The organism is Streptomyces sp. NPDC005533 (assembly GCF_042871845.1).
Taxonomy (GTDB): Bacteria; Actinomycetota; Actinomycetes; order Streptomycetales; family Streptomycetaceae; genus Streptomyces.
The window spans coordinates 182,058-203,633 of sequence record NZ_JBIAJH010000009.1 but is presented as its reverse complement, the minus strand read 5'-3'; the positions used below and the strand labels follow the sequence as shown (position 1 = coordinate 203,633).

20 protein-coding genes are annotated in these 21,576 nt (G+C 71.6%); 12 read left to right on the top strand and 8 right to left on the bottom strand.

The annotated features are described in order from the left end of the window. Positions 1-57: 57 nt before the first annotated feature. Positions 58-582 carry a hypothetical protein gene (locus ACFYP3_RS12225; RefSeq protein ID WP_388830712.1) on the bottom strand — a complete coding sequence of 175 codons (525 nt, stop codon included), beginning with the start codon at positions 580-582 and terminating at the stop codon, positions 58-60. An 81-nt stretch (positions 583-663) separates the two neighbouring features. On the opposite strand from ACFYP3_RS12225, the gene ACFYP3_RS12220 reads away from it, so the two are divergent. After that, positions 664-1,284: a TOPRIM nucleotidyl transferase/hydrolase domain-containing protein gene (locus tag ACFYP3_RS12220; RefSeq protein WP_388830710.1), complete on the top strand. Its 621-nt coding sequence runs from the start codon at positions 664-666 to the stop codon at positions 1,282-1,284. Positions 1,285-1,311: 27 nt separating this feature from the next. Here the strand turns inward: ACFYP3_RS12220 and ACFYP3_RS12215 are convergent, their stop codons facing one another. Both ACFYP3_RS12215 and ACFYP3_RS12210 read right to left on the bottom strand, forming a co-directional pair. Continuing rightward, positions 1,312-2,478: an alanine--tRNA ligase-related protein gene (locus ACFYP3_RS12215; RefSeq protein ID WP_388830708.1), complete on the bottom strand. Its 1,167-nt coding sequence runs from the start codon at positions 2,476-2,478 to the stop codon at positions 1,312-1,314. A gap of 308 nt (positions 2,479-2,786) precedes the next feature. Next, positions 2,787-3,971 carry a PP2C family protein-serine/threonine phosphatase gene (locus ACFYP3_RS12210; protein WP_388830706.1) on the bottom strand — a complete coding sequence of 395 codons (1,185 nt, stop codon included), beginning with the start codon at positions 3,969-3,971 and terminating at the stop codon, positions 2,787-2,789. Positions 3,972-4,454: 483 nt separating this feature from the next. Between ACFYP3_RS12210 and ACFYP3_RS12205 the strand changes: the two genes are divergently transcribed. From ACFYP3_RS12205 to ACFYP3_RS12190, 4 genes are all read left to right on the top strand, one after another. Beyond that, the gene (locus tag ACFYP3_RS12205; RefSeq protein WP_388830704.1) at positions 4,455-6,350 is read left to right on the top strand and encodes an ATP-binding cassette domain-containing protein; all 1,896 of its coding nucleotides are present in this window, start codon (positions 4,455-4,457) and stop codon (positions 6,348-6,350) included. Positions 6,351-6,467: 117 nt separating this feature from the next. Further along, complete coding sequence (locus ACFYP3_RS12200) at positions 6,468-7,424, top strand: GlxA family transcriptional regulator (RefSeq protein ID WP_388830702.1); 957 nt, start codon at positions 6,468-6,470, stop codon at positions 7,422-7,424. A 120-nt stretch (positions 7,425-7,544) separates the two neighbouring features. After that, positions 7,545-8,543: a type I glyceraldehyde-3-phosphate dehydrogenase gene (gap, locus tag ACFYP3_RS12195; RefSeq protein WP_365476849.1), complete on the top strand. Its 999-nt coding sequence runs from the start codon at positions 7,545-7,547 to the stop codon at positions 8,541-8,543. A gap of 186 nt (positions 8,544-8,729) precedes the next feature. Next, entirely contained in the window at positions 8,730-9,221 is a 492-nt protein-coding gene (locus ACFYP3_RS12190; protein WP_388830699.1) for a hypothetical protein, read from the top strand. 94 nt (positions 9,222-9,315) lie between these two features. On the opposite strand, the gene ACFYP3_RS12185 is transcribed toward ACFYP3_RS12190, so the two are convergent. Together ACFYP3_RS12185 and ACFYP3_RS12180 are read right to left on the bottom strand one after the other, a co-directional pair. Beyond that, positions 9,316-10,917 carry a glutamate synthase subunit beta gene (locus tag ACFYP3_RS12185; protein ID WP_388830698.1) on the bottom strand — a complete coding sequence of 534 codons (1,602 nt, stop codon included), beginning with the start codon at positions 10,915-10,917 and terminating at the stop codon, positions 9,316-9,318. A 512-nt stretch (positions 10,918-11,429) separates the two neighbouring features. Next, entirely contained in the window at positions 11,430-12,158 is a 729-nt protein-coding gene (locus ACFYP3_RS12180) for a nucleotidyltransferase domain-containing protein (protein WP_388830696.1), read from the bottom strand. Positions 12,159-12,397: 239 nt separating this feature from the next. Here ACFYP3_RS12180 and ACFYP3_RS12175 point away from each other — a divergent pair, with 239 nt between their 5' ends. Beyond that, on the top strand, positions 12,398-12,850 hold the full coding sequence (locus ACFYP3_RS12175; protein WP_388830694.1) for an IS5 family transposase: 453 nt from the start codon (positions 12,398-12,400) through the stop codon (positions 12,848-12,850). 281 nt (positions 12,851-13,131) lie between these two features. Continuing rightward, positions 13,132-13,521 carry a hypothetical protein gene (locus ACFYP3_RS12170; protein WP_388830692.1) on the top strand — a complete coding sequence of 130 codons (390 nt, stop codon included), beginning with the start codon at positions 13,132-13,134 and terminating at the stop codon, positions 13,519-13,521. 76 nt (positions 13,522-13,597) lie between these two features. Here the strand turns inward: ACFYP3_RS12170 and ACFYP3_RS12165 are convergent, their stop codons facing one another. Together ACFYP3_RS12165 and ACFYP3_RS12160 are read right to left on the bottom strand one after the other, a co-directional pair. Further along, positions 13,598-13,852 (bottom strand): DUF6332 family protein, encoded by a 255-nt coding sequence (locus ACFYP3_RS12165; RefSeq protein ID WP_388830690.1) that lies wholly within the window; start codon positions 13,850-13,852, stop codon positions 13,598-13,600. A gap of 510 nt (positions 13,853-14,362) precedes the next feature. Continuing rightward, the gene (locus ACFYP3_RS12160; RefSeq protein ID WP_388830688.1) at positions 14,363-15,331 is read right to left on the bottom strand and encodes an alpha/beta hydrolase family protein; all 969 of its coding nucleotides are present in this window, start codon (positions 15,329-15,331) and stop codon (positions 14,363-14,365) included. Positions 15,332-15,502: 171 nt separating this feature from the next. Between ACFYP3_RS12160 and ACFYP3_RS12155 the strand changes: the two genes are divergently transcribed. The 5 genes from ACFYP3_RS12155 to ACFYP3_RS12135 all read left to right on the top strand — a co-directional run bounded on the left by ACFYP3_RS12155 (position 15,503) and on the right by ACFYP3_RS12135 (position 19,887). Beyond that, positions 15,503-16,099: a TetR/AcrR family transcriptional regulator gene (locus tag ACFYP3_RS12155; protein WP_388830686.1), complete on the top strand. Its 597-nt coding sequence runs from the start codon at positions 15,503-15,505 to the stop codon at positions 16,097-16,099. Between the two features lie 92 nt (positions 16,100-16,191). Then, positions 16,192-17,220 carry a S66 peptidase family protein gene (locus ACFYP3_RS12150; RefSeq protein WP_388830789.1) on the top strand — a complete coding sequence of 343 codons (1,029 nt, stop codon included), beginning with the start codon at positions 16,192-16,194 and terminating at the stop codon, positions 17,218-17,220. A 116-nt stretch (positions 17,221-17,336) separates the two neighbouring features. Further along, positions 17,337-18,215 (top strand): MetQ/NlpA family ABC transporter substrate-binding protein, encoded by an 879-nt coding sequence (locus tag ACFYP3_RS12145; RefSeq protein WP_388830684.1) that lies wholly within the window; start codon positions 17,337-17,339, stop codon positions 18,213-18,215. Next, positions 18,212-19,228 carry a methionine ABC transporter ATP-binding protein gene (locus tag ACFYP3_RS12140; protein WP_388830682.1) on the top strand — a complete coding sequence of 339 codons (1,017 nt, stop codon included), beginning with the start codon at positions 18,212-18,214 and terminating at the stop codon, positions 19,226-19,228. Before ACFYP3_RS12145 ends, ACFYP3_RS12140 begins: the two co-directional genes overlap by 4 nt. Then, a complete protein-coding gene (locus ACFYP3_RS12135) occupies positions 19,225-19,887 on the top strand; it encodes a methionine ABC transporter permease (RefSeq protein ID WP_388830680.1) in 663 nt (220 codons plus the stop codon). The genes ACFYP3_RS12140 and ACFYP3_RS12135 overlap by 4 nt, the downstream gene beginning before the upstream one ends. Before the next feature lie 79 nt (positions 19,888-19,966). On the opposite strand, the gene ACFYP3_RS12130 is transcribed toward ACFYP3_RS12135, so the two are convergent. After that, complete coding sequence (locus ACFYP3_RS12130) at positions 19,967-20,992, bottom strand: phytase (protein WP_388830678.1); 1,026 nt, start codon at positions 20,990-20,992, stop codon at positions 19,967-19,969. Between the last annotated feature and the right edge of the window lie 584 nt (positions 20,993-21,576).

The window sequence follows — 21,576 nt, the reverse complement described above, 5'->3', positions numbered from 1 at the left end:
GAGGTCCATAAGGGTCCCGGTCTGTGACCTCCCTCCCCCTGAGCGCCCGGCCCGTGATCAGCCCGAGCGCGGACGCGGGGGCCGGAGGCGGCGGCTCGCCGCGTTGCGGACGCGACGGGTGCGTCCGCGCTCGGCGAGCAGGGTGAGCGCCTCGGGTGAGGTGATGGTCTGCACCTCCACGACCGTGCGCTGGAACCAGTCGGACGCGCCCGTGACCTCCTCGGCCGTCCACGGCTCGTCCAGGGCGAGCGCCCTGAGGAGGGTCCACTCGCGCAGGCGGCGGGACAGGAAGGGCCGGTCCCCGATGACCCCGGCCGTCGTCCGGGCCCAGTCGGGGAAGCCGGCGTCGGTCAGCAACTCCGCTGCCCTGCACTCCAGTTGGCGGTTCACCGCGGCCTCCGCCATCGGCGCGCAGTCGTCGCGCAGGATCACGGCCAGCAGGCCCGCCTCCTCGGCCTCCGGGACGTTCTCCAGGAGCTCCAGGTAGCGGGCGTAGCGCCGGTGCTCAGCAGGTTCTTCGTCGGTCTCGGGAGGGTTGTCGGCGGCGTCGGGGGGCTCTTCGTCGGTCTCGGGGGCGGTCACACCACCATTTCATCGTTTCGCGCGGTCGTCCGGTACCGATATTCCGTGTCGTGCCGTCGGCCGAGGTAGGAGACTCACCTCATGGTGGACATGCGCGTGTTCCGGGACGAGGTCAGCGGTTGGGCGGCCGGGGGCGGCTCCGGCGGGCCGGCGAGTGAGCTGGCCGCGCGACTGGGGGTGCGGACGGCGGTGCTGCTGGAAGGGCCGAGTGACCTCGCGGCCGTCGAGACGCTGGCCGCACGCCGTGGCCGCGACCTGGCCGCCGAGGGGGTGTGCGTCGTACCGATGGGCGGGGCGATGAGCGTGGCCCGGTACGCGGACCTCCTCGGGCCACCCGGCCTCGGCCTGCGTCTCGCGGGACTGTGCGACGCGGGCGAGCAGGGCTTCTTCGACCGCGGGCTGACGCGGGCGCGGGCGCCGCGCCGGGGGATCTTCGTGTGCGTGGCGGACCTGGAGGAGGAGCTCATCCGCGCGCTGGGCACGCCGAAGGTCGAGGAGGTCGTCGAGATCGAGGGCGACCTCCGCTCCTGGCAGACCTTCGTGCGTCAGCCCGCGCAGCACGGCCGGTCACGGGAGCAACAGTTGCGGCGCTTCCTCGGAACGAAGAAGGGCCGCAAGATCCGCTACGGCCGGCTCCTCGTCGAGGCCCTGGACCTCGACGAGGTGCCGGCACCGCTCGACGACCTCCTCGCGAGCCTGTGACCGGAGGATCGGGCACACGGGGTGTCGTCACTCCTGCCGCAGGCTGTCGACCAGCTCGCGCGGCAGACCGTGGGTGTCGTGGAGGTAGTGGAAGTCCTCCCCGGTCAGCGGGTTTCGGAACCGGGGCCGGGCGAGCACCTTCCGGCCGCGCTCCAGGAGTCCGCCGAACCGGCGTTCCTCCTCGATCAGCGTCCGGCGCACGTCCTGCGGTCGCACGTCCAGCCGGAAGTGGTCCAGGGTGTGGCGTACCAGTTCCTCCGGCAGGTCTCCCAGTCCACGTGACGGGTCGTCCCGCCACAGCAGGGTGAGCACCCGTCGCACGAGGCGGCGCAGTACGTAGCCCCGTCCGGTGGGGGCGGGGCGCACCCCGTCGCCGAGTACGACGACGGCCGAGCGCAGGTGGTCGCAGACCACCCGCAGCGACGTCTCGTCCAGGGGCCACAGGCCCGGTACGAGGCGGCGCCAGGGGTCGAAGACGTCGCACTCGAACACGGACGACCTGCCCTGGAGCAGCGAGGCCAGCCGCTCCAGGCCGAGTCCGGTGTCGACGTTGCGCTGGGGCAGGGGCACGAGCGAACCGTCGTCGAGCCGGCGGTGGCTCATGGTCACGTGGTTCCACACCTCCACCCAGCGGTCGTCGCGGGTGGGTGTCGACCGCGGCGGGCCGTCACCGGTCCACAGGAAGATCTCCGAGTCGGGACCGCACGGTCCGACCGGTCCGTTGGACCACCAGTTGTCCTCCACGGTGAGTTCGACGGGGACGCCCCGGTCCTGCCACAGCCGGAGGGAGGCGGTGTCCGGCCCGGTCCGGCCGTCGCCGGCGAAGACGGTGGCGTGCAGCCGGCGGGGGTCGACGCCCAGGCCCTCGGTGAGCAGCCCGTATCCCCAGTCGAGGCTGAGCGGACCGTCGTAGTCGCCCAGTGACCAGGTGCCGAGCATCTCGAAGACCGTCAGGTGGGTGGCGTCGCCGACCTCCTCCAGGTCCGTGGTGCGCAGACAGCGCTGTACGTTGACCAGCCGCCTGCCCAGCGGGTGGGGGCGGCCCTCCAGGTACGGGGTGAGGGGGTGCATGCCGGAGGTGGTGAAGAGCACGGGGTCACCGGGTGGTGGGAGCAGTGTCGATCCGACGATGCGGTGGTGGCCGCGCTCTTCGAAGTACTCGACGAACGTGTTGACGAGCTGTTCCGTGTGCATGGGGTGCGTCCTTCGCGTCAGCGTGGGAGAGGCACCGGAGAACGGGACCGTTCAGTCGTCCGGCCGGGGGCAGGGATGCCGCGGCACTACCGACGGACCGTTTCCGGTCGCCGGGGAGAGGGGAAGGTCAGGCGGCGGCAACCGGCGAGCTGGTCGCTCGCGCGGTCGCGGTGGTGCTGGGGCCGGTGACGTTCATGCGGCCGACCATAACGCGGGCCCGACGGCCGGCGCACCCGAATTCGCCGCGGGGCCGGGGCCGGGGCCAGGGAGGGGAGGAAAAACGGTACGTCCGGCAGCGGCCACGGACCCTACGTCGGGCAGGTCGGGTCCTCGGCCGGCCGGTCCGCCCCGTCGTCCTCGCGGCGGTCGACGAGGATGATCGCGACGTCGTCCGCCAGGCGGCTCTGGGTGTGGCGGAGCAGTGCCTGGTGCAGGCCCTCCAGGAACGCCGACCGCGCGTGGTCGCGCATGCTCACCATCGCCTCGGGGAGGTCGAAGAAGACGTTGTCGCCGTCCCGGGCCTCGATCACGCCGTCGGTGCAGAGCAGCAGCCGGTCACCCGGTGCGAAGGGATAGCGGTCCGTCCGCCCGGGAGGTCCGCTGATGAACTCCTCGAGACCGAGCGGCGGCAGGGGCAGGGTGGGCATCAGGGAGACGACCGTGCCGTTGCTCAGCAGCAGCGGCGGCGGATGGCCCCGGTTGATCACCTCGACGTACGGACCGTCCGGGACCTGGGCCACGATCGCCGTGACGAACGCCTCCATGAGCGCGTCGTCGTCTTCGGTCGCGTTCGCGCTCGCGCCCGCGACGGCGGCGTCCCGCCGCAGGGCGGCCCCGCAGTGGTTGACGACCTCCACGAGGTCGTGCTCGTAGTGCACCGACTCGCGGAACGCGCCCAGGACGACGGCGGCGGCCCGTACGGCGGGCAGTCCCTTGCCCCGGACGTCCCCGACGATCATCCGGACCCCGTACCGGGTCTGGACCACGTCGTACAGGTCGCCGCCGATGAGCGCGCCCGTCTCGGCGGCCAGGTACATGCTCGCCGCCCGTACGGGGCCCAGCCGGTCCGGGACGGGCCGCAGCAGGGCTTCCTGGGCGGCGACCGCGATCCGGCGGACCTGGTTGAGCTCGCTCTCCCGGCGCGTGCGGGCGGCGCCGCTCGTCATGACGCTCGCCGCGGCGACCAGGGACAGGGCGAGGAAATTGGTGTAGACCTGCTGCCCGCCCCAGGCGTGGTTGTGGGTGGCGGTGGCCACGCTGACGGCGACGGCCACCGCGGTCGCCGCGAGCGTGCCCTTCGGGCCCATCGTCACCGCGGCCAGGGCGGGCGTCGCGACCAGCATCGGGCCGGTGTAGACGACATGGAGCGGCGTGAGCTCGATGAGGAGCACCAGCAGGGCGATCACGAAGGGCACGCACTCCGCGATCACGAAAAGGACCTGGTGGTGACCGCCGGCTCCCGGTCCCGGGGGCGAGCGCAAGGGCGCTCTCATGAGTACAGCCTGCCTTGCCGCGACACGTGGCCGCCACTCCGGCCGCCGGTCACCGCTTCCCCGCGGCCGGGCGGCCGCGCTCGGGCCGGTGCGCCCTCGGGCCGGTGCGCCCTCGCGCCGGTGCGCCCTCGGGCCGGTTCACCCTCGCGCCGCCGGTGCTCCGGGCCGGCGCGCGCCACGTCGACGCCGCAAGCGGTTTCCGACGACCCGACCCCCGCACCGGCCGGTTCCAGCCAACCTGCCGTCCCGCACGGTCCGGGAGCCCGGCGGCAGGCGGACACGATCAGCGGCCGCGCCAAGGGCGCCACCACAGCGAGGTCGGCCAGATCCCGCTGCTCCGGCCGACGGCCTGCGCTGTACTCACTCCCCCCGTTGCAGCGACCCCGCGACGGCCCCTCCGCACACCGCGGACCCGGGCCTCCTCGCCATGCGCGGGGACCGCCGAACCGGCCTCCACAGCAACCCGGTTGAAGGAGAACGAGCATGTCCGAGCAGCAGGTCGAGGAAGAGAAGACCGCCGCCCCACCCGCTCCACCCGCGCCCCCGGAGTTCACGTACACCTGGGGCCAGCACAACGAGACCATGGAGGCGCTGTCGCTCGGCCACATGGCCCGCCGCGTCCCGTCCGCCCTGCGGCAGACCGCGCGGCTCGCCCTCGCCGTCAACCGCGCCGCCTTCCACGTCCTGGTCACCGCCCAGGTCGTCGGCGGGATCTGTACGGCGGCGGCGCTCACCGCGATCTCCCGGGCGATGGTCCCGCTCCTGGCCGGCGACGGCGTCCATGAGCGCGTCTCGGCCGCCGCCTGGCCCCTGGTCGTCGCCGGTGCGATGACCGCCCTCGGCGCGTTGGCCTCCATCGCCGCCGGCAGCGCCGCACGCCGCCTCAACCCCGGCATGGCCACCCTCGCCGACCTCGCCATGGTCGACGCCCACATGGACGTGGAGCTCGCCGCCTACGACGCCCCCGACTTCACCGAGCGCTCGGAAGCCGCCGAGACCGGCTCCGCCCGCTCCGCCATGCTCCTCCAGGACGCCCTCGGCTTCACCAGCGGCATGATCGACATGATCGCGGTCGCGTCCGTCCTCGCCGTGGTCCACCCCGTCCTGCTGCCGCTGCTCCTGCTGTCGGTGGTCCCCCGCGGCCTGGGCTCCGTGTACGCCGCCCGCCTCGACTACCGCCTCCACAACCAGACGGTCGCCTCCCGCAACATCAAGCACATGATGCGCTGGCACCTGACCACCCCGAAGCTCGCCGACGAGCTGCGCGGCAACAGCATGCGGCCCTACGCCCACCACTGGTACGCGGCGGTCTGCGAGCGCATCGACTCCAAGATGGTCAGCTCCGCGCCCCGCTACCTCGTCGTCTACCTGATCGCCGCCGCCGCGTCGGGGATCTTCGTCGTGGCGACGTACGGGGCGCTCGCCGGGCTCGTCGTCGGTGGCTACATGGCCATGGCCGCCGCCGGCACGGCCATCGTGGCCATGCGCACCTCCACCGCCGCCCTGTCGCAGCTCGTCGTCTACGGGGCGGCCATGTTCCAGCACGCGCTCTACCTCGGCGACTACACGACCTTCGTCAAGGAGGCCGCCGAAAAGTCCGGCCCGCGCGGCCCGCAGGTGATGGAGAACGCGCCGGAGAAGATCCGGCTGGAGGAGGCCTCCTACACCTACCCCGGCAAGGACGCCCCCGCCCTCGGCCCCGTCACGCTGACGCTGGCCCGCGGTGAGGTCGTCGCCGTGATCGGCGAGAACGGCGCCGGGAAGTCCACCCTCATCCGCCTGCTCACCTCACTGACCGCCCCGACCTCCGGCACCGTCTCCTGGGACGGCGTGCCCACCTCCGACGCGGACCAGCGCTCGGCCTGGGCGCACGTCGGCCTCGTCACCCAGTCGTACGGGTACTGGCCGTTCTCCGCGCGGGAGAACATCACCCTCGGCCAGCCGGACCCCCGCGGCGAGGAGGCCGTGTGGGAGGCGCTGGACGCCGTGGGCATGCGGACGACCGTCGAGGGGTTCCCCAACGGGCTGGACACGCTGCTGGCCCGTTCGGTCTGGGGCGGCCACGAACCGTCGGGCGGCCAGTGGCAGCGACTGGCCTGCGGCCGCGCCTTCCACCGCAAGCCGGGGCTGCTGGTCATGGACGAACCGACGAGCGCCATGGATCCCCGCGGGGAGCACATGGTCTTCTCCGGCCTGCGGGACATGAAGGAGGACCGGATCACGGTGATCGTCACGCACCGGATGGAGAACTGCCGGCTCGCCGACCGCATCGTCGTCCTCGACAACGGCCGCATCGTCGAACAAGGCCCCTTCGACCAGCTCGTGTCCCTGACCGGGGGCCGTTTCCGCGAGCTGTACGAACTCTCCCAAGACCGCTGACGACATGAGGTGCTGCGGAGCCCACCGGTCGCGGTGCGCTCCGCAGCTCGGCGGGGGCCCGACGCCGGGCGGTGGCGGCCCGGGGTGCGGGAGCCGGCGCCGCGTACCCTCGAGCCCGTGCCAGCCTCCCGTCTCCACCGTGTCGCCGTCCTCGTCCTCGAGGGCGCCAAGCCGCTCGACGTCGGCATCCCCGCGCAGGTCTTCACGACCCGGGCGAGCATGCCGTACGAGGTGCGGGTGTGCGGGGCGGCACCCGGCCTCGTGACCGGCGGGGACGGCCTGGCGTACCACGTGACCCACGGGCTGGAGGCCCTCGCGTGGGCCGACATCGTGTTCGTCCCCGGTTACCGCCTCCCGGACCGTGACGATCCGCCGCGGGCCGTCCTCGACGCGCTGATCGCCGCCCACGAGCGGGGCGCGCGGCTCGCCGCCATCTCGACGGGCGCGTTCGCGCTCGCCGCCACGGGCCTGCTCGACGGCCGGCGCGCCACGACCCACTGGCACTACGCCCGTGCGCTCGCGGCGAAGCATCCGCAGGTCAGGGTGGACGAGAACGTCCTCTTCGTCGACGAGGGCAGCGTGCTGACCTCGGCCGGCGCCGCCTCCGGCATCGATCTGTGCCTGCACATCCTGCGGGGTGACATCGGCGTGTCCGCTTCCAACCACGCGGCCCGGCGCCTGGTCGCGGCCCCCTACCGCAGCGGCGGCCAGGCGCAGTACGTGCCGCGCAGCGTGCCCGAGCCGCTCGGCGAGCGGTTCGCGGCCACACGCGAGTGGGCGCTGCACCGGTTGGGCGAGCCCCTTACGCTGGAATCACTGGCGCGGCACGCCGGGGTCTCGCCCCGCACGTTCTCGCGACGGTTCGCGGAGGACACCGGGTACACGCCGATGCAGTGGGTGATGCGCGCCCGCGTCGACGTGGCGCGCGAGCTGCTCGAACGTTCGCAGCGCGGCATCGAGCAGATCGCCGCCGACGTGGGTCTCGGCACCGGAGCCAACCTGCGCCTGCACTTCCAGCACATCCTCGGCACCACCCCGACCGAGTACCGGCGCACCTTCACCCGGGGCGAATAGCACGTCCGGGGACCGGCTAGCCATCGCTGTGGCGGGATCCTTTCGAACCATGGCGATCACGCCGCTGTCGCGGGCGCGCGCCGGGCGCGAATCTGGTGGCGAACGAAAGGGACATCGCTCATGACTCGCATTGCCATCAACGGATTCGGCCGTATCGGGCGCAACGTGCTGCGCGCGCTCCTCGAGCGCGACAGCGACCTCGAGGTCGTCGCCGTCAACGACCTGACGGAGCCCGCCACCCTCGCACGACTGCTCGCGTACGACACCACCTCCGGCCGGCTCGGCCGCCCGGTGACCGTCGACGGGGACGTCCTCGTCGTCGACGGCCACCGCATCAAGGTGCTCGCCGAGCGGGAGCCGGCGCAGCTGCCGTGGGCCGAGCTCGGTGTCGACATCGTGCTGGAGGCCACCGGCCGCTTCACCTCGGCCGAAGCCGCCCGCGCCCACGTCAAGGCGGGTGCCCGGAAGGTCCTCGTCAGCGCGCCGTCCGACGGTGCCGACGTCACCCTGGCGTTCGGGGTCAACTCCGACACCTACGACCCGGCGCTGCACACCATCGTCTCGAACGCCTCGTGCACGACCAACGCGCTCGCGCCGCTGGCCGCCGTACTGGACGACCTCGCCGGCATCGAGCACGGCTTCATGACGACGGTGCACGCCTACACGCAGGAGCAGAACCTGCAGGACGGCCCGCACCGCGACCCGCGTCGTGCCCGCGCCGCCGGTGTGAACATCGTGCCGACCTCGACGGGTGCCGCGAAGGCCATCGGCTTGGTGCTGCCGCAGCTCGACGGGAAGCTCTCGGGCGACTCGATCCGCGTACCGGTCCCGGTGGGCTCGATCGTGGAGCTCAACACGACCGTGGCGCGTGAGGTGACGCGCGAGGAGATCCTGGAGGCGTACCGCGCCGCCGCGGCGGGTCCGCTGGCCGGCGTGCTCGAGTACTCGGACGACCCGCTGGTGTCCTCCGACATCACGGGCAACCCCGCCTCGTCGATCTTCGACTCGGAGCTGACCCGCGTCGACGGCCGCCACGTCAAGGTGGTCGCCTGGTACGACAACGAGTGGGGCTTCTCGAACCGCGTGATCGACACCCTCACCCTCCTCGCGACCCGCTGAGCCGGCAGCACCCACCGGCGTAGCTCCGTCCGGCCGGCCGCACGCGCGGCCGGCCGGAGGAGCGCCCGGGCCCGGTAGCGGGGTGCCCGGCGTAGGTCAAGCCACGGGTTTCAGGGACGTGACCGTGCGGGGCGGGCCGGGGCCTACTGGATGTTCCCCCTCCACACCTCGAACCCGGGAGCTTCCATGACCCACCTCCTGCGCACCCCGCGCTTCCTCGCCCTGGCCGCCTCGACCGCCGTGGTCGTGGCCGGCGCGCTGGTCCCGACCAGCGCGTTCGCCGCCGTCCCGGCGAACCCGCAGGCCGCCGTAACCGATGACCGCGTCGTGGCCCCCGATGATCCGGGCGCCGGCGACAACAAGGGCAACCTGCTGCTCGTCCTACCCGAGGGGAAGTCCGTGTTCGGCGACGACGTCGACGCGGGGGCGGGCATCGAGGGAGACGGCCACTTCGAACCGCCCACGAGCCATACCTGGGTCTGCGTCGTAGCCCCCTGCGAAGACCCGTTGGCCAAGCCCACCCCGCAGACCCCCACCGTCCCGGACCTCCCCACCCTCCCGGACCTGCCCACCGACCCGGACACCCCCCGCGTCCCGAACATCCCGGGCTTCCCCGGTGTTCCCGGCTTCCCGGGTGTCCCCGACCTCCCCGGCCTGCCGCACTCCGCGACGACTTGACGGTCCCCCACGCGTGACGTCGGCCGGCACGACGGTGCGCCGCGGTACGGGGCCGTCACCCCTCGGGTGGCGGCCCCGTACCGCGTGCGCGTCGCTAGAACTCCCCGTAGCGCATGCGCCCCAGGGCCGTCATCGGCCGGTCGTGGGCGGCGACCGGGGCCGGGAGGCACGTGGAGCCGGTCAGGTAGCGGTCCACGGCCGCGGCGACCGCGCGGCCCTCGGCGATGGCCCACACCACCAGCGACTGGCCGCGGCCCGCGTCACCGGCGACGAACACTCCGGGCGCCCTTCCGCCGCCGGCCGCGAAGCCGGCGTCCCGCGCGAAGTTGCCGCGCTCGTCGAGCTCCAGACCCAGCTGCTCGCGCAGGCCGCCCGCCCGCTCGGGGCCCGAGAAGCCGAGGGCGAGCAGCACCAGGCCGGTCGGTATGACGTGCTCGGTGCCGGCCAGGGGGCTGCGGGCCACCGGCTCGACGGCCGTCAGGTGCAGCGCCCGAACCCGGCCCGAGGCATCCCCTTCGAAGCGCAGGGTGGCGGACGAGAACAGCCGGGGGTCGCGGCCCTCGCACCCGCGCGCCTCCTCGTGGGCGTGGGAGATCCGGTACGTCTTCGGGTACACCGGCCAGGGCTCGCCCTCGCTGCGGTCCGGGCCGGGCTCGGGGTTGATGTCGAGCTGCACCACGGAGATCGCGCCCTGCCGCAGGGCGGTCCCGAGACAGTCGGATCCGGTGTCGCCGCCTCCCACGATGACGACGTGCCGGCCCCGGGCGGTGACGGGCGACACGGCGTAGTCGCCCTCCCGCACCCGGTTGGCGCAGGTCAGGTACTCCATGGCCTGGTGGATGCCGCGCAGTGCGCGGCCGGGTACCGGGAGTTCCCGGCGCTCGCCGGCGCCGATCGCGACGACGACGGCGTCACACCGCTCGCGCAGGTCGGCGGCGCTGGTGCCGGCCACCCCGCCACGGCCCTCGGCCGCGTCGGAGCCTGCAGGGCCCGCAGCGCCTGCACCGGGGTCAGCCGCTCCTGCACCGGGGCCGGCCGCGCCGCCGATGTCCGCGCCGGTGACGAACAGCGTGCCCTCGGCCCGCATCTGCTCGATCCGGCGGTCCAGGTGGCTCTTCTCCATCTTGAACTCGGGGATGCCGTACCGCAGCAGGCCGCCGATCCGGTCGGCCCGTTCGTGGACCGTGACGCTGTGCCCGGCCCGGGTCAGCTGCTGCGCCGCCGCGAGTCCGGCCGGTCCGGAACCGATGACGGCCACCGTCTTGCCGCTCTGCTTCTCCGGCGGCCTCGGGGTGAGGTAGCCGCGCCGCAGGCCCTCGTCCGCGATCGCCTGCTCGACGTTCTTGATGGTCACCGGGTCCGCGTTGATCGTGAGGACGCAGGCGTCCTCGCAGGGGGCCGGGCAGAGCCGGCCGGTGACCTCGGGGAAGTTGTTGGTCGCGTGGAGCCGCTCGTACGCCGCGCGCCAGTCGCCGTGGGCGGCGTAGGCGTTCCACTCGGGTATGAGGTTTCCCAGCGGACAGCCGGTGTGACAGAACGGAATGCCGCAGTCCATGCAGCGGTCGGCCTGCCGGGAGACGAGCGGCAGCAACGCCTGGCCCGCGTAGACCTCGTGCCAGTCGCCCAGCCGTTCCTCGACGGGACGGGCCGGGACGGCCTCGCGGGGGATCTTCAGGAAGCCGAACGGATCGGTCACGCGCCGCCTCCCTGGATCGTTCGCGGCGGGGGCGCGGCGCGGGCGGCGCACCATGCTCCTCGTACGCGCTTTCTGTGGCGGTCCGACCAGATTACGCCGCCTTCGCGGAAGTGCTCTGGGTGAACGGAACGGGGTGAGCGGGCGAGCGCGGAAGGTGACGACCGACTCGTGTGCGTCGGCGCGTGGCGACGCCGCCGAGCCGCATGCGCCCGATCGCCCCCGATCACCTGTCGAGCCGTGACGGCGTGGGCGCGCGAGCCTGCTCTCACCCAATGGGCCAGCCGGCGGGGCTGCTCGTCGAGGAGGAGAACGCACGAGCTCGCCCCCCTCGACGACGAGAATCGCGCTTACTGGCTCCTGCTGCACGACCGCGACACGTTCCAGACGGTGCCGACGGCCGGGCAAGGGCGGCAGCAGGACACCGTCGAACACCTCGGGCTGCCCCAGTCCGTAGTCTCCCCACCGGCAACGTCCGGCCCCCGCGAGCCCGAGACGCCCGACGACGAACGCGCCTACGTTTCCACGGCACAGTCACCGCAGCCGCCATCCGACTCTGGCTCTGGCTCCGTGAGTCCACCGGCCGGAACCCGGCGGGCGGCGGGCGGCGCGGCGGCGCGCCAGGTGCGGACGTAGCCCTCGCGGAGGGGGCCGCCCATGAGAGCGACGATTTCCACGGCGGCATCGGCGAGGTCTTTCGGCTCGCCGTTCTCGCAGAGGCGGCGGTAGCCGTCCAGGAGGGCTCCGCCGTGTTGAGGGTCGGCCTGCAACAGCCGGCGGGGAAGCCAGTTTCCGCTGCCGGTCCAAGCCCGGCGGTGGTCGAAGAGGAGGTCGGCGGCCGTGCTGAGGACGACGTTGGCCACGGTGAGGCGCTCAACGACGTCAACCGCGTCGGCGAGGTCGTCCAGCGCCTCGGTGAGTACGTAGCGCTGGCTCTCGACCGTGGCCCAGGCCAGGGCACCCGGGCCCTCGCGGAGCGCGTTCGCAGCGTGCTGCTTGATGCGGGTGGCCGCTCCGTCCCGCTCGCGAAGCACCAGTCCCTCGGCGTACATGTGCTGCATGACGCCACGACGGGAGACGGCGTCAGCCGCGAAGAGCTCGCCGAGACCAGCCCGCGTGTGGAGGAACAGCTCGACGAGCCGTTCCTCGAAGCGGAGAGTCTCCCGGCGGGTCTCACCCCCGTCCTCTACCTGCCCGTCGACCAGTTGGCAGCGCTGAACGGCGCGCCCGACGCCGGGAGGCATCGGCCCAGGCAAACCCTTACTGATCGTTTCAGAATGAGATCGGCGTGTTGCTAGTGGTTGACGGTGCATCTGGGCAGGGTCGGCGGGGGGCTGCTGATCTTGTTCCTGACGACCTCTGGGAGCGCATAGCCCCGCTGTCGCCGACCCGACCGGCCGGCGCCATCGCCATCCCGGGCGACTGCCGGTGCCGGACCGCGTCGCGCTGGCCGGCATCGTCTACGTGCTGCGCAGGGAGTGGCGTGGCGCGACGTCCCGCCCATGTGATCGTCGACCGCCACAGCACGCCGTTGGCCGTCTTCCTGACCGGCGGGAACCGGCACGACGTCACGCAGTTGATCCCCGTACTGGACGCCATACCCCGGGTCCGAGGACTGCGAGGACGTCCGCGCAAGCGGCCCAGGCGGCTCTTCGCCGACTGGGGCTACGACTACGACAAGTACCGCCGACTGCTGTGCGAGCGCGGCATCAAGCCGCTCATCGCCCGACGCGGCGTCGCCCACGGCTCTGGGCTCGGCCGTACCCGCTGGGTCGTCGAGCGCACCTTCGCCTGGCTCCACCAGTTCAAACGACTCCGCATCCGCTACGAACGCCGAGCCGACCTCCACCAGGGCCTCATCGAACTCGCCTGCGGCATCATCTGCCTGCGGCGGCTTCGGAGGGCGGCCCGAGCGGATCCGCCGGCCTTCAATTGAACACGTTCAAGAAATCTGGCAAGCTAGCTCCGGGCTTGCACTGGGCAGCGGGTCTGCTGGGCGCATGGCGCCGAGGCAGGCAAACCGATGGGCGGGGTATGGAGTCAATGCGCGAGTTTCCAGCCGAAGCCGGCAGGGGCAGGCGGCCTGCAGTGCAGGCGGGTGACAGGATGCGGCGCCCGGCCCACTGGCTCAACAGGTCCTTCGGGCGGGTGACGGCAGTTCTCGGGTGCCTCGTTCTCGCGTGCACCTCGTGCGCGGGCGCCGGTGGCGATGCAACCGTGATCCAGCAGGTCGATCTGGTTGGCGACTGGGGCAATGCGGCCGGCGCCAGAGTGCACGTGGCTGCCGACCACAGCTTCACGGCGAGCGGGATCAACCATGCCGTGCCCGACTACAGGTGCTCTACGAGCATGACGGACGGTCGATGGCGGTTCTACGTGCAGGGCGGCTCGCCGCAGGTCCTCAGCCCCTCGGACTCGGCGACCGAAGGCGAGTTGTTCAAGGTGTCGGTGCACACTGGCGCTGCGACTGGGGAGTCGTGGTCGTGCGACCTCGAAGCCCAGGTCCAGCATGATGACCAAGGCTTCAACATCTGTCTCGTCATAGACCCCGACCAGACTTGCACTGCCGAAGAGCTCCTCCGCAAGTCCTCGACACGACCCCAGTGAGCGGTGCTGTGACGCACCCCCTATCCGAGATCACCTATCGGTGGTTGCTCGCGGCCATTTCGAAACGATCAGTCAGTCAGCGGCCCATTCGGCGCTGCTTGTCGAACCTGAGCAGCACCCGAGCCAGACGCCACACTCCGGCCATCACTCCGAGCAGCGCGCCTCCCGTCAACACGCCCTTCTCCGCCGACCCAGAGATGCCAAGTGCCAGGACGAGTGCCAAAGCGCCCGCGAAGACCACCGCAGCAAGCATGGCGGCAGTCACCAAGGCAAAAACGATCTCCACCGTCATTGCGTCCTTTTCCCACCGCGACTCGCGCCCCATGTCCATGCTGCAAGTCTCACATCATGGCCATGGGCGACGCCGTCACTTGGGAGATGACGCTCCCCACGTCGGAGTAAATCGAGCCCGGCTCACGGATGTCGGCCCGCAGCACCCCACCGAGCCCGCGTGCGCGGCCCCCACCACAACCGCCCCTCCCCCAGCACGCCTCCGGGCCGCCCCACCGGCCGGTCCGCAACCTCCAGGCTGCCAGGGACGGACCGGCCACGCCTCGGTGTCCCGATGGTGCCCGTCTGTTCGCACTGTTACTTGCCTGCGGGACGTGGGACCTATGGCCACCCCATCCTGTCGATGCGTCAGACCGGCATCATCTACGACGGTGTCGATCTGGTCGACTACGTCCATCAGGAGTTCGGCGGGCCCGGGCTGGATCGTCCGGCCGAGGCGTGGGCCCCGCGTTCTGCCGCTCGCCGTCATGGGGGGGCCCGAGGCGTACGAGCCGCACCTAGGGGCCGGCGGCGACCCTCCCACCCGGACGGCTACGGACAAGTGGCCTGATCAGGCTGTCTCCTTGGATTCGATCCGTCCGACCGGTTCAGGGTCGGCCGTCAGCGCGTCGCGCGCCGCCTGCCAGGCGCAGTCGCCGGGGTAGAGCTCGGTGCGGAGGTAGGCCAAGGTGAGGCGCGCGACGGCGGCCACGCGCTCGGGGTTCTCATCCGTGGTCTCGGCGACGTCGTAGCCGGAGATCCCGCCGAGTCCGTGCTCCGCGTCGAAGAGGGTGAGCAGCGACTTGGGGCCCGGGGCGAGGGTGTAGGGATCGGTGTGCCAGTCCGGGCCCTGGACGGTCAGGAAGGCGGAGTCGTCCTTGTCGCCGGCGACCACGAGCGCGGGCGTCGTCATCTGGGAGAAGTCGGTGGTCAGGAAGAAGGGGTAGTTCTCGACCGTGAACTCGGTGAGGGCGTCGCCGCCTCGGCCGGGCGCGGCCAGCAGCACACCCGCCTTGATCCGGGGTTCGATCAGGTTCACTTCCCCTCCGTCGTGGGGGTCGGTGAGCCGGGCGCCGAGGAGCAGGCTTGCGGTGTGCCCGCCCATCGAGTGCCCGGCCACGGCGACCTTGCTCCGGTCCAGCCGCCCGGCGAGCTGCGGGACGGCGGCCCCGATTACGTCGAGCTGGTCGAGGATGCGCTTCATGTCCTCGGCCCGTGAACGCCAGTGCGGGGTCGCCCCGGGGGCGGCGGGGCCCAGGTTAAGCGTCCGCGAGTCCAGATGGGTGGGCTGGATCACGACGAAGCCGTGCGCCGCCCAGAAGCCGGCGAGGGGGGCGTAGCCGTTCAGCGAGGAGAGGTTGTTCGAGAAGCCGAGTCCGTGCGAGAGGAGAATGACCGGCAGCTCGCTTCCGGACACCGGCGCGGAGACGCGTACCTGAAGGTCCGCGGCCCGGCCGGGAGCCGGCAGCACGACCGGGCTGACCGAGATGACGGGAGTGGCCGGGCCGAGGATGTCGGCCGTGTACGTCGATGCAGTCATGACGAGCTTGTCCCTTCGATCGCCTCGACGGCCGGGCCCTTACGGCCGGGCAGTGCGCGAGGCGGGGCGGGAGCGCTCGGCTTCAGCTATCCTGAAAACGGAGCGCGGTTCCGTTTTCAATATACGGAGCACTGTTCCGTTTCGTCAACGACCGTTCGAAAGGAGAGCGTGGTGCCCACAGCGAGCGAGCCCAGAGGGGCGTCGGCGCGCAGCAAGAGGGCCGACGCGGTGCGCAACCAGCAGACGCTGCTCGACGCTGCCGCCGAGGTGTTCGTGACCTCGGGAGTCGACGCGCCGATCCGCCAGATCGCGGCCCGGGCGGGCGTCGGGATGGGGACGATCTACCGCCACTTCCCGACCCGGGCGGATCTGGTCGTCGCCGTCTACCGCCGCCAGGTCGAGGCGTGCGCCGAGGCAGGCCCGAAGTTGCTGGCGGGTGCCGGCTCCCCGCTCGAAGCACTCCGCCAGTGGGTCGACCTCTTCGTCGACTTCCTGGTCACCAAGCACGGACTCGCAGGTGCGCTGCAATCGGACAGCAGCGGCTTCGACGCACTCCACGCCTACTTTCTCGACCGCCTGGTGCCCGTCTGCACGCAGCTCCTCGACGCCGCGGTCGACGCCGGCGAAATCCGGTCCGGCACGCAGGCCTACGAACTGATGCGCGGAATCGGCAACCTCTGCATCGGACACGACAGCGACCCGCGCTACGACCCCCGCCGATTGATCGAACTGCTCCTCCAGGGCCTGCGACGACCGCAGTCATCCTGACGCCGACGGCACTCGATGCCTCAGTCGACCCAGCTCTCGTTGGGTGCGGCCGTGCAACCGTGCGGCCGTAACGTCGTGTCAGAATGCAGCGCATGTCTGTTCGATATCCAGCCCCCTTGCGTCCCGGTGACCGCGTCGGTATCACTTCCCCTTCGAGCGGAGTCGCGCAAGAGATGCGCGCGCGCCTCGACGTGGCCCTTGGCGACCTGAAGGCCCGGGGCTACGAGGTAGTCGTCGGCCACTGCATGGACGGCGCCGGCCACGTCAGTGCCCCCGCGGCCGACCGTGCCCGCGAACTGATGTCCCTGCTGACGGATCCCGACATCAAAGCGGTGGCGCCGCCCTGGGGCGGGGAGACGGCGATCGATCTGCTGCCCCTGCTCGACTGGGACCGGCTGCGTGACGCCGAGCCGACCTGGCTCGTCGGGTTCTCCGACATGTCGACCATCATCACGCCGCTCACCCTCCTCACAGGAACAGCGACCGTGCACGGCAACAACCTCATGGACACGCCCTACCGGGTGCCCGAGGGACTCCTGTCATGGCTCGACATCGTCGCCGCCCCGCAGGGGCACCGATTCACCCAGTCCCCGCCCAATCGCTACCGCACCGCGGGCTGGGACGACTACCGCGCCCAACCCGAGGTACGTGAGTACACGCTCGACACGCCCGGCAACTGGACGAGGCTGGACGCCGACGGAGCCGTGGAGGTCGAAGGACGCCTGATCGGGGGCTGCATCGAGACCCTGTGCAACCTCACGGGAACGCCTTACCTCGACGTTTCGGCCTTCTCCCGAGCCGAGTCCCCGGAAGGACTCCTCGTCTACGTCGAAGCAGCCGGCGACGATGCCTACACCATCTGCAGAAACCTGCACGGGATGCGGCTGGCCGGCTTCTTCGACGCGGCGAACGCGATCCTCGTCGGCCGGACATGGGCCCCTGACGCCACGTCACTCACACAGCACGAAGCCGTTCTTGACGCACTCGGCCCCTTGAACGTCCCGATCATCGCCGATGTCGAGTGCGGGCACGTTCCGCCGTACCTGCCCATCGTCAACGGAGCACACGGTCGGGTAGTGCACACCTCCACGCGCAGCGAACTGACCCAGACACTGGACTGATCCTTTCATTCATTGCAGATTCATGAATAGAGCCTCACATTCGAAGGTCGCAAGGCGAGTTCGATCTACGATCCATTTATCGCTTGTTCGACTCTTCCTCTGCACATGGACACACAATGATTTCTGCACTCCCGCGCCGACGTACCCTGCTCGCCGCATCCACCGCCACCCTCCTCGCGCTCCTCGTGTCCGGTTGCGGCGTCGGCGGCGGGGACGCCCACCGCATCCGGGTCGGCGTCTCCGGCGACTCCCCCGAATGGGACATCCTCGCCAAGGAGGCCAAGAAGGAGGGGCTGACCGTGGAGACGGTCGTGTTCGACGACTACTCGCTGCCCAACAAGGCCCTCAGCGCAGGCGACATCGAGCTCAACGCATTCCAGCACCTGGTCTTCCTCGCGCAGTCGAACACCGAGAACAAGACCGACATCGCTCCCATCGCAGCGACCACCGTGGTCCCCCTCGGTCTCTACTCCGGCAAGCACAAGCAGCTCGCGGACCTCCCCGACCGGGCCGAGATCGCCCTGCCCAACGACCCCGCCAACCAGGGCCGCGGACTGCGCGTGTTGGAGCAGGCGAACCTCATCGAACTGCGGAAGGACGCCGGGCTCTTCGCCACGCCCGACGACATCACCGCCAACCCCAAGCACCTCAGGCTCACGCCGGTGAACGCCCAGCAGACCCCCCGTACCCTCAAGGACACGGACGCCGCGATCATCAACGACGGCGTCGCCGAGCTCGCCGGCATAGCCGCCGACACCGCACTGTTCAAGGACGACCCCGCGGCCCCGCAGTCCGTCCCGTACCTGAACGTCATCGCCGCCCGCTCGGACCGGAAGGACGACGCGGACTACCGGAAGATCGTCGAGCTGTACGCCTCCCAGGCCGTTCAGGACGAGGTCCGGCGCACCAGCAACGGCACCGCGCACCACATCGAGCTGCCCGCCGCGGACCTCCAGGCCGAGGTCGCCCGCATCCAGAAGCAGCTGAAGCGATGACCGCAGTCGTGGAACTGCGCGACGTCCGCAAAGAGTTCCCGGGTGGGGCGCGCGCCGTCGACGGAGTCACCCTCTCCGTCGAGGCGGGCACCGTGTTCGGGGTCGTCGGCCACAGCGGTGCCGGCAAGTCCACCCTGCTGCGCCTGGTCAACGGGCTGGAGGAGCCGACTTCGGGCAGTGTCCTGCTCGACGGGCAGGACCTCTCCGCCCTCGGCGAGCGTCGTCTGCGCCCCGTCCGCCGCGACATCGGCATGATCTTCCAGCAGTTCAACCTCTTCCGCTCGCGCACCGTCCTGGGCAACGTGCTCTACCCGCTGCGCCTCGCCGGGATGGACCGCGCGGCGGCCCGGGCCCGGGCCGAGGAGACGCTGGACTTCGTCGGCCTCGCCGGGCACGGAAAGCGCTACCCGGAGCAGCTCTCGGGCGGCCAGCGCCAGCGCGTCGGCATCGCCCGCGCGCTCGCCACCCGTCCGAAGGTCCTCCTGTGCGACGAGGCGACCTCCGCCCTCGACCCGCAGACCACGGGTGAGGTGCTGGCCCTGCTGAGGCGCGTCAACCGCGAGCTGGGCGTCACGTTCCTGCTGATCACCCACGAGATGGAGGTCGTACGGACCCTGTGCGACCGCGTCGCGGTGATGGAGGACGGCAAGGTCGTCGAGAGCGGCGAGGTGTACGAGGTCTTCGCGCGGCCGCGCCACGCGACGACCGCCGCCTTCGTCCGCTCCGCCCGCCACAGCGAGCCCGACGAAGCCCTCCTGGAACGGCTGCGCGCCCGCCACCCCGGCCGGCTGATCACGTTGCCCGTCGCGGACGGCAGCGCCTCCCTGGACGGCCTGTCGGAGCTCCTGCACGTCCACGGCGTCGAGTTCACGTTCGTCCACGGAGGCATCGCCGAGGTACGGGGACGTCCCCTGGGCAGCGTGACCCTGGAGCTGCGCGGCGAAGATGCGGCGGTCGACGCCGTCGTCGCCGCGCTCCGCGTCCCGTACCGAGCGGAAGCGGGTGCCCGGTGAAGGCGGACTGGAGCACCTTCTGGCCCAAGGTCCTCGACGCCACCGGCGAGACCGTCTACATGGTGCTCATCACCCTGGCACTGTCGACCGTCAGCGGACTGGCGGTGGGGCTCAGCCTGTACGCCACCCGCAAGGGCGGCGTCCTGCCCAACCGGGTCGTCCACACGGTCCTGGGCCTGCTCATCAACATCATCCGGCCCGTCCCCTTCATCATCGCGATCGTCGCGCTCGCCCCGGTCACGCGCGGGGTGGTCGGCACGATGATCGGGACGGACGCCGCGATCTTCCCGATGACGGTCGTCGCGACGTTCGGCGTGGCCCGCATCGTGGAGTCGAACCTGCTGTCCGTGGAACCGGGTGTGATCGAGGCGGCGCGCTCGATGGGCGCGAGCCCGCTGCGGATCCTGCTCACGGTGCTCGTCCCCGAGGCGCTCGGCCCCCTCGTGCTCGGCCTGACCTTCATGCTCGTCGCCCTGATCGACTTCTCCGCGGTGGCGGGCACGGTCGGCGGCGGAGGCGTCGGCAACCTGGCGATGACCTACGGCTACCTGCGCTTCGACACCTCCGTGATGGTGGTGACGGTGCTCGTACTGATCGCACTGGTCCAGTCGGCGCAGCTGCTCGGCAACGTGGTGTCCCGCAGGGTGCTCCGCCGCTGACACCGCGCGGGCCAGTACGCGCACGGTCGCACGGGCGCGGCCCGCACGGGCGCCGGCAGGCCGCCGGCGCCCGGGGCGATCAGCCGAACTGGGCGGTGATGCGCTGGAGCGGGACGAACTTGAAGTTCTGGTTGCCGCTGCTGCCGGGGGCGCCGTTGGAGCCGTCCTGGCAGATGAAGACGCCTTGGGGGAAGGCGGGGCCGAGGTTGGCCGCGGTGGCGTCGATGCCGTCGGTGTCCTCGCAGTCGTCGGCCGCGGTGCCGTTGGAGACGGAGAAGCGGCCGAGGTAGGCACGGGTGGCGCGGTCGTACACGGTGAAGTCGTTGCTGCCCTGGGAGGAGACGTAGATCCGGTTGCCGGCGGCGGTGATGCCCTCGGCGTCGGCGGTGATGTGGCCCCCCGAGCCGGTGGAGTCGAGCTTGGTGCGGCTGGTGCCGGCGGTGGGCTCGGCTCCGTACACCCAGACGCCGACGTCCTCCTCGCCGAGGTAGAGCTTGCCGGTGGTCTCGTCGGCGTAGCAGCCCTCGACCGCGGAGCCCGCGTCCCACAGGCGGACGGAGGTCGCCGTCACGGCGTCGCCGTTGGCGGCGAGCTCCCACTGCTCGACGCGGCCGGAGGTGGAGTTGGGGAAGGCGTACAGCTTGCCCGAGGCCGGGGAGGTGTAGAGACAGATGCCGTGCGCGGTGACCTCGGTGGGCACGTCCTTCAACCACGTGAGCCGGCGGGTCCCGGGGTCGATGCGGTAGACGTGCATGACGCCGTTGCCGCCGGCGGCCTCGTCGTCCGCCGAGACCACGATGTTGCCGCGCAGGTCGACGTTGTTGCCGTAGTCGCCGGTGATCCGCTGGATGCGGGCGCCGGTCATGTCGTAGACCTCCAGCGCGCCCTTCTTGTCGGTGGCGACGACCACCGACTTGGCGGGGTCGGTCGGGTGGACCCAGATGGCGGGGTCGTCGGCGGCGTCGCCGCTGTGCGAGACCGGTGCGGTCTCCACCGTGGCCGTGACGGATACGGCCGCGGCGTGGGCCGGAGCGGCCGGCAGGGCCAGTGCGGCCAGGACGGCGGCGGGCAGGGCCGCCGTGCGGACGGAAAGGGCGAAGGACACCGGGTTCCCCTCGGTCGGGTGAAGGACAGGAGGAGGGTAGAGAGGCCCGGCGAGCGTGGCGTGAACAGGAGTTGAACCTGCCGCGGTCTCGCCGCCGGGCCTTGCGGGCACCGCCGGACGGGCCCTTCGGGACCCGAGGCTCTGCTCGGTAACTGTGCGGGCGGGGCTCGGACATCGCCCCACGGCAGCGACGCCGGACCGGCAACGAGTCCCATCGGTGGGGTGCTTGCCGCATCAGCCCGAGGCCGGTTCCCCTCGGCCAGGGCTCTCAGGACCCTCAGGAGCCCCAGGAGCGACCCGATCGGCGTCCGCGCCGCCGCCACCTGCTCACGGACCCCGATGGCCGGGCCTTCGGCGACCACGCGACCTGACCAGGACGCATGGGTGAGCCGGGCCGCGTAACTCGTGATCTTCGCCGGCGTTGGTCCCCCGGGGCCGTCCGGCCCGGGGGGACGTCTGCCGACAGGGATGTCGCCGAGTTCAGGACCTACCGGGACCAGGCTTACCCACAGCGGCACTCCCCCGCGGGCACCCGGATCTGCGCGGAAGGTTTCCGCGGGAACGCCAGCGTGGGCCTGCCCTGC